This is a genomic window from Enterococcus sp. DIV0174, assembly GCF_050529065.1.
Taxonomy (GTDB): Bacteria; Bacillota; Bacilli; order Lactobacillales; family Enterococcaceae; genus Enterococcus_B; species Enterococcus_B thailandicus.
Window position 1 is genome coordinate 1,745,066 of sequence record NZ_CP172881.1, and the last position, 12,669, is coordinate 1,757,734.

The 12,669-nt window shown below is 36.9% G+C and carries 15 protein-coding genes; 1 reads left to right on the plus strand and 14 read right to left on the minus strand.

All coding sequences use genetic code 11. From position 1 onward, the window contains the following. Positions 1-84: 84 nt before the first annotated feature. The gene (gene helD, locus IGJ93_RS08250; protein ID WP_311801697.1) at positions 85-2,364 is read left to right on the plus strand and encodes an RNA polymerase recycling motor HelD; all 2,280 of its coding nucleotides are present in this window, start codon (positions 85-87) and stop codon (positions 2,362-2,364) included. Here helD and IGJ93_RS08255 read toward each other — a convergent pair. From IGJ93_RS08255 to IGJ93_RS08320, 14 genes are all read right to left on the minus strand, one after another. Next, positions 2,361-2,546, minus strand: coding sequence for a hypothetical protein (locus IGJ93_RS08255; protein ID WP_140444147.1), 186 nt, complete (start codon positions 2,544-2,546; stop codon positions 2,361-2,363). The two genes, helD and IGJ93_RS08255, sit on opposite strands and share 4 nt — an antisense overlap. A gap of 226 nt (positions 2,547-2,772) precedes the next feature. Beyond that, on the minus strand, positions 2,773-3,417 hold the full coding sequence (locus IGJ93_RS08260; RefSeq protein WP_430596914.1) for a hypothetical protein: 645 nt from the start codon (positions 3,415-3,417) through the stop codon (positions 2,773-2,775). Positions 3,418-3,613: 196 nt separating this feature from the next. Next, positions 3,614-4,333, minus strand: a complete 720-nt coding sequence (locus tag IGJ93_RS08265) for a YebC/PmpR family DNA-binding transcriptional regulator (RefSeq protein ID WP_067480918.1) — start codon at positions 4,331-4,333, stop codon at positions 3,614-3,616. A 134-nt stretch (positions 4,334-4,467) separates the two neighbouring features. Next, the gene (locus tag IGJ93_RS08270; RefSeq protein ID WP_086270814.1) at positions 4,468-5,634 is read right to left on the minus strand and encodes a nucleotidyltransferase; all 1,167 of its coding nucleotides are present in this window, start codon (positions 5,632-5,634) and stop codon (positions 4,468-4,470) included. Positions 5,635-5,712: 78 nt separating this feature from the next. Then, a complete protein-coding gene (locus tag IGJ93_RS08275; protein ID WP_075491340.1) occupies positions 5,713-6,453 on the minus strand; it encodes a class I SAM-dependent DNA methyltransferase in 741 nt (246 codons plus the stop codon). Between the two features lies 1 nt (position 6,454). Further along, positions 6,455-6,838, minus strand: a complete 384-nt coding sequence (gene rsfS / locus IGJ93_RS08280) for a ribosome silencing factor (protein WP_231885363.1) — start codon at positions 6,836-6,838, stop codon at positions 6,455-6,457. A gap of 2 nt (positions 6,839-6,840) precedes the next feature. After that, entirely contained in the window at positions 6,841-7,428 is a 588-nt protein-coding gene (gene yqeK / locus IGJ93_RS08285) for a bis(5'-nucleosyl)-tetraphosphatase (symmetrical) YqeK (RefSeq protein WP_067480910.1), read from the minus strand. Further along, entirely contained in the window at positions 7,418-8,065 is a 648-nt protein-coding gene (locus IGJ93_RS08290; protein WP_067480907.1) for a nicotinate-nucleotide adenylyltransferase, read from the minus strand. The genes yqeK and IGJ93_RS08290 overlap by 11 nt, the downstream gene beginning before the upstream one ends. Positions 8,066-8,078: 13 nt before the next feature. After that, positions 8,079-8,390, minus strand: a complete 312-nt coding sequence (yhbY, locus tag IGJ93_RS08295; protein ID WP_067480904.1) for a ribosome assembly RNA-binding protein YhbY — start codon at positions 8,388-8,390, stop codon at positions 8,079-8,081. Between the two features lie 15 nt (positions 8,391-8,405). After that, positions 8,406-9,515: a ribosome biogenesis GTPase YqeH gene (gene yqeH, locus IGJ93_RS08300; protein ID WP_075491339.1), complete on the minus strand. Its 1,110-nt coding sequence runs from the start codon at positions 9,513-9,515 to the stop codon at positions 8,406-8,408. Then, a complete protein-coding gene (locus IGJ93_RS08305; protein WP_067480898.1) occupies positions 9,512-10,039 on the minus strand; it encodes a YqeG family HAD IIIA-type phosphatase in 528 nt (175 codons plus the stop codon). The genes yqeH and IGJ93_RS08305 overlap by 4 nt, the downstream gene beginning before the upstream one ends. A gap of 206 nt (positions 10,040-10,245) precedes the next feature. After that, positions 10,246-10,977: an amino acid ABC transporter ATP-binding protein gene (locus IGJ93_RS08310; protein ID WP_067480895.1), complete on the minus strand. Its 732-nt coding sequence runs from the start codon at positions 10,975-10,977 to the stop codon at positions 10,246-10,248. A 14-nt stretch (positions 10,978-10,991) separates the two neighbouring features. Then, positions 10,992-11,678, minus strand: coding sequence for an amino acid ABC transporter permease (locus tag IGJ93_RS08315; protein ID WP_067480892.1), 687 nt, complete (start codon positions 11,676-11,678; stop codon positions 10,992-10,994). Between the two features lie 14 nt (positions 11,679-11,692). Beyond that, entirely contained in the window at positions 11,693-12,517 is an 825-nt protein-coding gene (locus tag IGJ93_RS08320; RefSeq protein WP_067480889.1) for a transporter substrate-binding domain-containing protein, read from the minus strand. Positions 12,518-12,669: the final 152 nt, after the last annotated feature.

Consider the following 12,669-nt stretch of genomic DNA (forward strand, 5'->3'; position numbering starts at 1 on the left):
CACTAACTTTTAAAAAATACCTTTTTTCCCATAATTGTGCTATACTTTTAGTTCGTTATTTAAGGCGGAAGGAGCAAATAAGCCATGAATGAAAGACAAATGGAACAAGCACATGTGGACGAAACCGTTCAATTAATCCAGCTTGAACAAAAATTATTAAACAGTAAGCAACAAGAATTGACCCAAGAAATGAATACCTCAACAAAGGAAACAGCTAATCACCGTATCCGTGCTGGTTCTAATGAGTCATTTTACGAGTCTGCTGTTGAATACCGCCAACATGAACAAGAACTACTGTTAAAATATCATACTCTCGATGCACAACAGCATCGTTTACAGACTTTAGATGTCATGCAAGGGAATCCCTATTTTGCCCGCATTGATTTTAAAGAAGAAAATGAAGCAGAAACCCTTTATTTAGGGATTGCTTCTTTACGTGATTTGACCGAAGAAACAATTGTCATCGACTGGCGCGCACCAATTGCCAATCTTTATTATGAAGGTGAAATCGGACCTGCTTACTATGAAACAGATGTCGAACGTATGACCGTGGAGTTGTTACTTAAACGCCAATTCAAAATCCAAGACGGCGAGATTCTCTCAATGGTAGACACTTCTGAAGTAATCAACGATGATTTTTTACTAGAGATTTTAGATGAAGCTTCAAGTACCCATATGAAAAATATCGTTTCGACAATCCAAAAAGCACAAAATGCAATCATCCGCGATACAACTAGCAAAGTAATGCTGATTGAAGGAATCGCAGGAAGTGGAAAAACTTCTGCTTTGCTTCAACGAATTGCTTTTTTACTGTACCATAATCGGAAATGGTTAGATGCGGAACACGTATTGTTATTTTCACCCAACCATTTATTCTCAGACTATATTTCAACTGTCTTACCTTCTCTTGGTGAAAGTGGTGTCCCAACCAAGACATTTAGAAGCTATATAGAAGAACTGCTACAAGATTATTCGCTAGTTGAAGAAGATCAACAAGAACATGGTTTTTTATTTGGAAAAAATGATCCAATCCACGACTTAAAAAATGGCTTAACACTAGTTAACCATATCAATCATTATGTGAAGGCAATTACGAATTATGGACCTTTATTCCGTGACATGAAAATCAATGGACGAACCATTCTCGCAAAAGATTCTATACGAAAATGGTACCAAGAAACAAATACTTTGCTACCATTGCATCAACGTCTTTCTCTGCTGCAAACAAAGCTACTTAAAAAATTAGGTGGCTTACAAAAAGATGAAACGCGTCAACAATGGGTGAAAGATTTGGCTGAAGAACAATTGCAAGAATTATACGCAACTGATCCAAACCTTGAGTACACAGAGCAAAAAGAAAAATCTTTACGCAAAAAACTGGCAAATCAAATCGTACGTAAAAAATTTCGTCGTGTTCATCGTGGTATTACCAGCTATCAATTTGTGAATATGCCTAAACAATATCTCCACTTTTTACAAAGTGTTCCAGAAAAAGCACTGGTTTCCCATGGGATTTCCAAAGAACAATGGACAAAACAAATTGCTGAGATTCGTCTAAATTTTCGTCAAAAACAAATGAAACAAGAAGATGCTGTTTTATTCTTCTTGCTAATGCGTCGCACATTTCCAGTAACAATCACTCAGAAAGCTCGTTATGTTTTTATTGATGAAATGCAAGATTTCGCACCTTCACAGGTTGCCCTGCTTCAAGCACTTTATCCAAAAGCAAACTTAACTTTCTGTGGCGATCTCAATCAAAATGTCTTTGGTAATGAAACCATCGTTGGTTCTCTTTCACAGCTTTTTGACAATCAAGAGGTCACACGTTTCCAATTAACAACCAGTTACCGTTCAACTAAAGAAATCACTGACTTCGCAAATCATTTCTTATCCAAAGAAGATCGTGTCGAAACAACTGCTCGAAAAGGTGATAAACCAGTCATCATCGAAGCTTCAACTGCTGAAAAACAACTTCATTGGTTTGAAGAAACACTTGAACAAACGCAAGCCAAAGCAAAACACTGGCGGACAGCAATCATTGCTAAAACACAAGAGGAATGTGAACAGTTATATGAACAATTCCCTGAAAATTTGAAACAACAAGTTCAATTGATTCTTGATGAGGAAGACTTTATGAAACGTTCAATTATTCTGTTACCTGCCTTCTTGGCAAAAGGACTTGAATTCGATCGCGTCTTCTTATGGAATATTAACGATGAGCAGTTCCACACAGAACAAGACAAGCTAATTTTGTATACTATGTGTACACGCGCAATGCACGAATTGACACTGTTTACGTCCTTCAATAAGAGTCCATTATTGAAGGCAATTGATTCTTTGACTTATAACAAAGAAGTGATTTAAAGCATTTTACCAAAAAAAGGGGTACGACAAAAAGCTTGTCGTACCCCTTTTTGAATATACGAATAAAGGTTATTCAAAAACAACTCCTCGGCATAGTTTGCATCCACTTCAAACTTATGGAAAGCTATTTTAAATAAAGCATCCTTATTGCTTGGAGCTGCAACCTCATTCACCGTATTCAATAAGTAACTTCTTTCAAATAAGTCTAAATTTGACAAAAATTTGAAAAATCATTTCTGAAAATTTCTCCTTATTTCTCGAAACTGACTATTTCTGTCACAACCTTACAATAATCTAAAGTAAAAAAAGAGAGAAGCATCAGCGTCAGCCGATGTTCCCCTCCCCTCTTAATATGTTTATGCTGTACCGATTACCAAAAAATTAGTATCTGCACCGAAAATTTTTATATTATTCAGGTATCTGCAAACCTGTTTCCGGATATTTCAAACTAACTAAAGTCACGATCATTCGTAATTCTTCAATGTTTTCTGGAAATTCGGGATCAAATATTTTACTATGACGCCCCACTCCACCATTGTCGATCAAACGATAAATTCGATTCCAGTCAATAAATTGTTCAATTGTTTGAAAATGACTGATTGGATATCCTCCGCTGTCCAAAATTTCGGTCAAGCGAAACACGAGATAGGCACTGTCGATGATTTTCTCTTTGGATGAAGTAACAGTTGGATCTTGTTCAATCAAAATCTTCTCTGGTTGATGTTTCAGACTCCATTCTAACAACAAAAAGAAAGCTTCCATTCGATACCCCTCGTTAAACAGCTGGAAAGAGGTTTCAGCATTTTTAAACAAGAGTGGAATCAAATAATTCTTTTGATAAATGAGCATGGGTACTCGATCAATTGCACATTCCAAATAACGATTCAAATAACCTATCCCAGTATAATTTCCTAAACGATAGCCTTCTACACCAAATCTTGCATACTTATGTGCGATACTTGAGCAATCAGCAATATTTACCGCTAATTCTTCTACTTTTTCGTAACCGCTTAATATTCTATCGAAAGGTTCCAAAATTATTTTTGCTTCCATCATTATTCCTCGCCCAAATTCCAATATACTCTGTATCATTTCAAAATAATACCTGTAACCTTATGATACCACAGGTGAAATGGAATAAAAAACAAAAATCAACTAGTAAAATCTTTCCTTCATCAAAAAAGAAGCATGGCATCAACCTGCCATACTTCTTTGATTTGAAAAAAGTTTGAATAAACTAGGCAAACGCCTAATCGTCCAATTCAACGTTATGGAAAATATTTTGAACATCTTCAAGTTCATCTAACGCATCGATCATTTTTTCAAATTGTACTAGATCATCACCAGTTAAAGTGATTTCAGTTTGTGGTAACATTTGAATTTCTGCAATCGAAAATTCTGTAATGCCTTTTTCTTTCAATGCTTCTTGGATAGCGTGGAAATCAGGAACTTCACCATAAACGATGATTTGTCCTTCTTCTTCGATGACATCACGAACATCGATATCTTTTTCCATTAAATATTCAAGAATTTCATCCGCATCGTCGCCAGCAAAACCAAAAATAGCTGTGTTATCAAACATATAAGAAACGGCACCAGAGACACCCATGTTTCCGCCGTTCTTACCAAAAGCTGCACGAACATCTGCTGCAGTTCGGTTCACATTGTTTGTCAATGTATCAACAATCACCATTGAGCCATTCGGTCCAAATCCTTCATAGCGCAATTCAGAATATGTTTCATCTCCTGAACCTTTTGCTTTTTCAATGGCGCGGTCAATAATATGTTTAGGCACATTATAGGTTTTCGCACGATCAATAACGAAATGTAACTTTTGGTTAGCGTGTGGGTCAGGTTCACCTGATTTCGCTGCCGCATAAATTTCAATCCCGAATTTTGCATAAATTCGACTGTTGTTTGCATCTTTAGCAGTTTTCTTTGCCACAATATTAGCCCATTTACGACCCATATTTTCACTTCGCTTTCTCTTTTTCTAGTTCCGTAACGCAAAAACGTCCTGTTTCATTATACTTGTGAATCCTAATTCTGTGAAGCTTTTTTTCATTATTCCCATTTTATCAAAAAATCAGCAATTTATTTTCTCTATCCCTTGATTAGAATTGGCATTCGGCCAAAATTTTGTTCAATCAACTGACTGTTCGCTAAACAATAAATTTGATCGCTACGAATTAATAACTGTGCTTCTGTGGCTTCTTTTTTCCCTATTCGTGAATAGACATGACTAATGTCTTGTTTTTTTTCTTTCAGAAACTGTCTCCCCGCTTCAGTAAATCCTAATATGTGAAGATAATTTTTTTCTTGCTGCGCGAAAATTTCAGATTCCGTTATATTTAATAACACGTAGCACGCCAATCGTTGGATTCTTGTCCAAGTATAACGTTTCGTCTTAACCAAAGATACGAAAGAATGAAAGTCTGTAGATTGCTTCGCAGCTTCTTGTAAGCGAACTTCTAAGCCTTCCGTCATTTGATAAATTTCCTTCAATTGTGTTACATGCGTCGATAATAATTTATAACGCAGATATGGCCATAATTCATCCCAAGTTTGAGTTGGTTTCGTTAGTAAATCGTGAGCTGTTACTTCTGGAACAACGTGTTGAATCTCAGCTTGCCTAGCAACAGCTTCTCGAATGGCAGTGGCACTTGCGATCGTCTCATCAGCAATTTCTTTTTCATGATAACCAGCACTTTTCCTTTCAATCGGATGCAGTGCCATCGGTCGTTCATACCTTGCATTTTCTTTGGCATAACTCAAGCCCAAAATATGGTTAGGTGAGGCAAAATCGAGCTGTTCATCTTGCAGTAGTGTGCGAAAAACTTCTGTCATTTTTTGTGGATAGCTGATTTTTTGATCGGCTAAATTTTGAAATGCCTGATCAATTTCACGTTGGTTGTCCCGAACAAATTTTCCAAATGACTCGTAGTCAAAATGAGTCGTATTTTCTGTTCCAAAACATAATGAGTCACAGCCTAAATCTTGCAACAATCTCACTGCACCTTTTGCAAAATAATCGGCAGATTGAACTGCCCATTCAACCGGTAATTCGATAACTAGATCAACGCCATTTTGTAATGCTTCATTTGCACGCTGCCATTTATCAAGAATGGCCGGCTCACCTCGTTGCAAAAAATTACCACTCATCACAGCAATGACGACTTCCGCATCTGTCTGTTTCCTTGCCATTTCTGCGTGGTAGCGATGACCATTATGAAATGGATTATATTCTACAATTAAGCCACAACTTCTCATCAGATCCCTCCCCATTACTCTTTTTCTAAGGAAAACAAGAAAAAAGAGCAGCGACATTTGTCACGGCTCTTTTTAAATTCATTCTTTATAGGCTACAAAGAACCAGCGTTTCGTTTCTTCAGTTGGTGTTTCATCTGTAAAATCACCATAAGCTTCTACTTTTGAAAAACCACTATTTTCTAACATGCGCAAATAGCTTTCCATTGAATACGTGCGTTCTTGATGAAGCTCGTCTTCACGGATGAATTTTTCAGGCTGATCCAAATCCTCTACAAAAAAGGTTAAGAAATGTTCAATACTATGTGGTTCTTTTCCTGGATAACTGTCCCATAAAAAAGCAAACTTTTCACTTTGATAGTGATAGCTATATTCTGGAAAAACCGTATCTACTTGATAAACAGAATGTACATCAAATAAAAAACGGCCATTTTCTTCCAAAGCTTGATATACTTCATCAAAAACTTGTTGAACTTCTTGCCCATTTTCCATGTAACATAATGAATCTGAATAACAAGTAATTGCTTCGTATTGTCCTACTTCTGAAAGATCTAACATGTTTCCTTCAACAAATTGGACGGCTGTTTCTTGCTCAAAAGCGCGCTGACTTGCCATCATTAACATATCTTCCGACAAATCAAGTCCAGTCACATTATAACCTGCTTTTGCAAATTCAACAGCTAATGCACCCGTACCACAAGCAAGCTCTAAAATGTTCTTTGTTTGCTCAGGTAAGTGTCTCTTTGAAAATGCTAACCATTGTTGATATAGCGCTTCATCCATTACTTCATCATAAATAAAAGCGAATGTTTCGTAAGCCATATTAATCCAACCATTCAGAAATGTTTACAAGTGGTGCATCTGACCATAATTTTTCTAAATTATAAAATTCTCTTTCAGGTGCGTGGAAGACATGGACAATCAAGTCACCAAGGTCAATCAAGATCCATTTTCCGCCTTCTTTTCCTTCAATGCGTTTCACTTCGTAGTTATTTTCTTCTTCTTTGTCAATAATTTCTTCTGTAATTGCGTTCATTTGACGTTCACTGTTTGCTGAACAAATCATAAAATAATCTGCCAATAACGAAACTTCTCTCACGTCAAGTGCTAAAATATCTTCTGCACGTTTTGAATCTGCTGCTTTTACCGCAATTTGTAATTGTTCTTTGCTATCTATGATAATTTCCTCCTTAACATTTGGTGACAAATTTATTTTTTCGCCACCCAATGATTGTATGTTTCGATTGTTTTTGGATAAATTTGTTGTTCTTGTTCAATTAAGTGAGCTAATGTGTGCTTTGTTTCAAAAGCAACTGCTTCATCTAAGTCGACTAATGCAATTTCGCGCGCGTCTTCTACCCCAGGGAAATTTCTGCCTGGTTCAATGTAATCAGCAACATAAATGATTTTATCCAGTAAAGTCATTTTTGCTGCTCCAGTTGTATGCACTCGAATAGCATTTAAAATCTCGGGATCAGTAATGCCCAATTCACGTTCAACAAATGAAGCACCCACAAGTCCATGCCAAATCGCATTGCCATAATTCAACAAATCAGAATCAAATCCATCACGTTTGATGACTAGTATAAACTCATCATCCGGACGTTCTTTTGCATAATCATGGGTCAACGCTGCAATACTAGCTTTTTCTGGTGAACAACCATATTTCTCAGCTAATGCTACCGCCATTTTTTCCACGCCTAAGACATGTTGAAAACGACGTTCACTCATTCGCATTTGGACTTTTTGCATCAGTGTTTCGCGAGTATCTGCAGTATAATGACTACTATAATCCATGTTGATACAAGCCTTCTTTCTGAATATAATCAACTACTTTGTCAGGAACTAAGTAGCGGATAGAGCAACCTTGGCGAACTTTTTGACGAATCTTGGTCGAACTAATGTCAATTTCAGGTACATCGACCCAAATGACCGGATACGGTGTTTCGACTCCATAACCAGCACGCTTGATACCTACAAAATGAACAAGATGAACTAATTCATCAATTTTGTACCATTTTGGAAGATACTCAACCATGTCACCGCCGATGATGAAATAATAATCTGTATCTGGATTGTTCTGCGTCAAGGCTTTCATCGTGTCATAAGTATAACTTTTCCCACCACGGCTCAATTCAACTGTTTCAATTGCCAAAAATGGATTGTCTTCGATTGCAAGCTCGAGCATATTCAAACGATGCGCTGCCGGAATCGTTTTTTTCTCATCAATATGTGGTGGTTCATAGGATGGCATTAAAAATACGCGATCCAGTCCTAAATTTTGTCCAACTTGTTCAGCCATAACCAGATGTGCCAGATGGACAGGGTTAAATGTTCCTCCCAAGATTCCAACTTGTCGTTTTTTTTCAAAAACTTGTGGCATTTCTTTCGGAAAAACTTGTGAACGAACAAATAGATTAGCCTGCGTACTCATTAACGACCACTCCTTAGATTGCTTTTACTTCTCGTGAAATGCGTTGGTATTTTTCTTTACTTGATGGTTTATATAATACCAATACACGTCCAATGATTTGAACAATCTCACATTGAACTTCTTCTTCTAAAATTCGTGCAACATCTTCCGCGATTTCATCTGTATTTTGTAGCAAAGTAACTTTGATCAACTCACGTTTTTCTAATGCTTCATTGATTTGAACAAGCATTGCTGAGTTGATTCCACCTTTTCCAATTTGAAAAATAGGTTGTAGGTGATGTGCTTGACTACGTAAAAAACGTTTTTGTTTTCCTCTTAATTCCATTTTCGTCCTTCTTCCTTAAATTAAAGCTTTACGCTTGATTACATCAACACCCTTAGGCGCCCACCCAGCAACAACTGCTGGCTGTGCTACAGTGATCCATCCAAGACCGGCAAAAACAATATCTGTTTTTTCTTTCACTGAAAATTCAAAGCGAACTAATTCAGGGAACTCTTCTACCTCGTCAGGACGTGGTGGCTGTAAAAGTCCACCCACATGTTTTGCGTAAAATTCATCTGCTTTTTCGAGTTTTGTTCGATGGATATTCACATCATTTGAAACATAAGCAATAAATGAGCCACGTTCACCACTTACAAAATCAAAGCGAGCCAATCCGCCTAAGAAAAGCGTTTGACCGTCATTCAATTGATAAACTTTTGGTTTAATTTCTTTTGTTGGTGCAATGATCCGCAAATCTTTTTTACCTAAGTAATGTGCCATTTGATGACGATGAATAATTCCCGGTGTGTCAATTAAAGCTTGACCATCATCTAAAGGAATTTCAATTTTATCTAAAGTCGTTCCGGGAAATTGTGAGGTAGTAATCACATCTTGAACACCCGCAGTATTCTTAATGATCTGGTTAATCAATGTTGATTTACCGACATTCGTTACACCAACGACATAGACATCTCTACCTTCGCGATATTCTTCGATTTTAGCTAGTAGATCTTCCATTTCATGTGCTTTTTTAGCACTTGTTAATAACACTTCGACAGGTCTTAGCCCTGCTTCATGCGCACGTTCAGTCATCCATTGGATCATTTTAGGTTTCTTCAGTGATTTCGGTAAGATATCGACTTTATTACCTACTAATAATACCGGATTATCACCGACAAAACGATGTAGTCCCGGAATCAATGAACCGTTGAAATCAAAGATATCGACAACATTAACAATCAACGCGTCTTTTTGACCTAATTCATTTAACAAACGTAAAAAATCATCATCTGTTAAAGAAACATCTTGGATCTCATTGTAATGACGTAGTCTGAAACAGCGTTGGCAATAGACCTCACCTGATTCTAAACCTTTTTCTAAGGCAGATTGCGGTGTATACCCTAGTTCTCCTGGTCTATCTGTTTGAATAATCGAGCCGCACCCGATACAGTGTAATTCTTCACTCATTCAATTCCACCTCGCCAGCCCATATCAGGATTATTTACTAATAAATGGGCCATGATTCTTTTTTCAAAAAAACGATTAATTTGTGTTTTCCAGCTATCCGTCTCAATAATTGGTTTCACCAAAATACTTCGGATTCCTGCGCGATTTGCACCACGAATATCCGTCATGATTTGATCGCCAATCATTACAAGTTCTTCATCAGCAAGGTTCAACTTTTTCTTTGCTTGATTGATTCCCACAGCAAATGGTTTCATCGCACGAGCAATATAAAGTAAATCAAATTTTTCGATTGCTCGCTCAATTCTCTTCGAGTTATTATTCGAAACAACTACAACAGGAATACCAGCATTTTTCATTTCTAAAATCCAATTTAACAATTCTTCTGTTCCATCTGGGTTATTCCAAGCAATCAAAGTGTTATCCAAATCAGTTAACACGGCTTTGATGCCTAAATTTTTCAACTGTGCAGGGGTAATTTGATAGATGGCTTCTACCATCCATGTTGGTTTATAATTTGAAAACATCTTGTCTCCTCATTTGCAAAAAATGAAGGAGCACACCAGGTACTCCTCAGCCCCTAATTATACTGCATAATCTAAAAAAAAACTACCTTTACCATTCAATCCATCCCACACATTTTTGTATCCGTTCACAATTGTTTATTTACTTTCTTTTGTCTTGCTCTTTTGCAAAAAGAAAAACGATCACCACTTTGGCAATCGTTTTTCTTTTATAAAACTTTTTCCAGAAACTGTCGTGTTCGTTCTTTCTTCGTTTCTTCAAAAAGTTCTTTTGGCGCTCCTTCTTCAATTATCTTTCCATCATCCATGAATAAAACACGATCACCAACTTCTCGCGCAAAACCCATTTCATGGGTCACAATTACCATTGTCATACCTTCTTTTGCTAACTCCTGCATAACAGATAGAACTTCTCCGACCATTTCTGGATCTAACGCAGACGTTGGTTCATCAAATAACATGACTTTGGGTTCCATTGCAAGAGCTCTAGCAATTGCGATTCTTTGTTGTTGTCCACCTGACAATGATTGAGGATATTCATCTGCTTTTGTTACCAAGCCAACTTTATCAAGTAATACTAACGCTTTTTCTTCTGCTTCTGCGCGACTGATCTTTTTTACTTTCGTCGGTGCCAACAAAATATTTTCTAAAACAGTTAGATTTGGAAATAAATTGAACTGTTGAAAAACCATGCCCATTTGTTCTCTCATTTCATAAATATCTGTTTTTTTGTTGGTGATTTCTTGACCATCAAATAGGATCGTCCCACTGGTCGGCTCTTCTAGCAAATTCAAGCAACGTAAAAATGTACTTTTCCCAGAGCCAGACGGGCCAATCACTACCATGACCTCTCCTTGAGTAATCTCTAATGTGATGCCTTTTAAAATTTCTTTTTGTCCAAACGTTTTGGTTAAGTGATTCACTTGAATAAGTGCTTCCATTGACAGCCTTCCTTTCATCGGTATCCTTTACCTAATTTTATTTCCCAAACATGTAGCAATCTCGACATCAAAAATGTTAGAACAAAATAAATAATTGCAGCTACATAGAGGGGCTCTAAAGGGAGATACGAATTCGAGATAACGATTTGTGCACTATTTAATAACTCATAGATCCCAATCGTTGAAAGTAGGGAAGAATCCTTGATCAACGTGATAAATTCATTACCCATTGGAGGTAAGATATTTCTTAATGCTTGCGGTAAAATCACATATCGCATCGTCTGCATTGGTCTGAGTCCCAACGAGCTAGCCGCCTCTTCTTGACCAAAATTGACAGCCATGATTCCACCACGGACGATTTCAGCGACATAGGCACCTGAATTCATTGATAAAACAATCATCCCCGGTATCAGCCGGCTAAAGTCAACATCTAATACACCCAGAGTTAATGTAGGCGCATGAACCACGCCTTGTAACAAGCCAAAACCGATCAAAATTTGGATTAGCATCGGTGTCCCACGTAAGACTTCAATATAAGCATTGGCAAACCACCGTAATGGTCGAATTTTTGAAAGTTTCAACAGTGCCATAATGACGCCAATTATTGTTCCAAAAACAATCGTGATAACGGAAATAATTAATGTAATTAATGCACCCGACAGGAAATAGGGATAGTATACCGATAGAAATGAAAAATTCACGTAATCAAACTCCTTTATTCTTCTGCTTTTTTAGCTAGCTCTGTATTTTTTTTGATGAATTCATCCATTTTTCCTGAGCTTTGTAATTCTTTGATGACTTGATTGACTTTCTTTTGTAAATCTTCTTCGCCTTTTGGTAACGCAATTGCGTAGGCTTCTTCATCGCTTGAGACTAAGTCAACATCTGCTAACATTAACTCTGGATTATTTTCAATATAAGAGTTTGCAACGGTTTCTTCTAAAACTAATCCATCAATTGATCCTTGCTTTAACTCAATAATCAAATTAGGCACTTTAGCTACAGAAACTAATTGTGCATCTGGAACTTGTTCTTTTACAACGTCTTCTTGAACTGATCCTTTTTGCGCTCCTACTTTTTTCTTTGCAAAACTTTTGAGACTGGTTAATTCATTTGCGTTTTCTTTGTTGATGACCATTTTTTGTGGTGGAGCAAAATAATTATCTGAGAAATCAAATGTTTGCTGACGCTCTTCTGTTGCCGAAATACCAGAAATTGCTAAATTGACTTTTCCTTGTTGTAAGGCTGCTAACACTGCGTTGAATTCCATATCCATCACTTCGACTTTGACACCTAGTTCTTTTGCAATTTCATTCGCCAAATCAATATCCACGCCAACAATCTGGTCTTTCCCATCAATCATCGTATGAAATTCAAACGGAGCAAAATCTGCAGAAGTTCCCACTACTAATTTTCCAGAATCCTGGATGCTTTGAATCCCCTCTTTTTTTGAATCGTTACTTGTTTCTTTTCCACCAGAGCTACACGCCCCTAAAAGAACCACCATTGAAACCATCGTAAGCCAAATTATTTTCTTCATCGTTACTCTCCTCTAATATTTATACACCCAACATAAACTTAATGAGTTATTATACATAATATCAGATTTTTTATTCATTTCAAGAGTGTTTTTTGAAAAAATATGCGCAAATTTCATTTATTGTGCGTTTTTCTTCTTTTCCAACTAAAAAA

What these genes read in the sequence shown, in the direction of transcription:
- helD (WP_311801697.1), top strand. Translation starts at nt 85, where the DNA reads ATGAATGAAAGACAAATGGAACAAGCACATGTGGACGAAACCGTTCAA.
- IGJ93_RS08260 (WP_430596914.1), bottom strand. Translation starts at nt 3,417, where the DNA reads ATGGAAGCAAAAATAATTTTGGAACCTTTCGATAGAATATTAAGCGGT.
- IGJ93_RS08265 (WP_067480918.1), bottom strand. Translation starts at nt 4,333, where the DNA reads ATGGGTCGTAAATGGGCTAATATTGTGGCAAAGAAAACTGCTAAAGAT.
- IGJ93_RS08270 (WP_086270814.1), bottom strand. Translation starts at nt 5,634, where the DNA reads ATGAGAAGTTGTGGCTTAATTGTAGAATATAATCCATTTCATAATGGT.
- IGJ93_RS08275 (WP_075491340.1), bottom strand. Translation starts at nt 6,453, where the DNA reads ATGGCTTACGAAACATTCGCTTTTATTTATGATGAAGTAATGGATGAA.
- yqeK (WP_067480910.1), bottom strand. Translation starts at nt 7,428, where the DNA reads ATGGATTATAGTAGTCATTATACTGCAGATACTCGCGAAACACTGATG.
- IGJ93_RS08290 (WP_067480907.1), bottom strand. Translation starts at nt 8,065, where the DNA reads ATGAGTACGCAGGCTAATCTATTTGTTCGTTCACAAGTTTTTCCGAAA.
- yhbY (WP_067480904.1), bottom strand. Translation starts at nt 8,390, where the DNA reads ATGGAATTAAGAGGAAAACAAAAACGTTTTTTACGTAGTCAAGCACAT.
- yqeH (WP_075491339.1), bottom strand. Translation starts at nt 9,515, where the DNA reads ATGAGTGAAGAATTACACTGTATCGGGTGCGGCTCGATTATTCAAACA.
- IGJ93_RS08305 (WP_067480898.1), bottom strand. Translation starts at nt 10,039, where the DNA reads ATGTTTTCAAATTATAAACCAACATGGATGGTAGAAGCCATCTATCAA.
- IGJ93_RS08310 (WP_067480895.1), bottom strand. Translation starts at nt 10,977, where the DNA reads ATGGAAGCACTTATTCAAGTGAATCACTTAACCAAAACGTTTGGACAA.
- IGJ93_RS08320 (WP_067480889.1), bottom strand. Translation starts at nt 12,517, where the DNA reads ATGAAGAAAATAATTTGGCTTACGATGGTTTCAATGGTGGTTCTTTTA.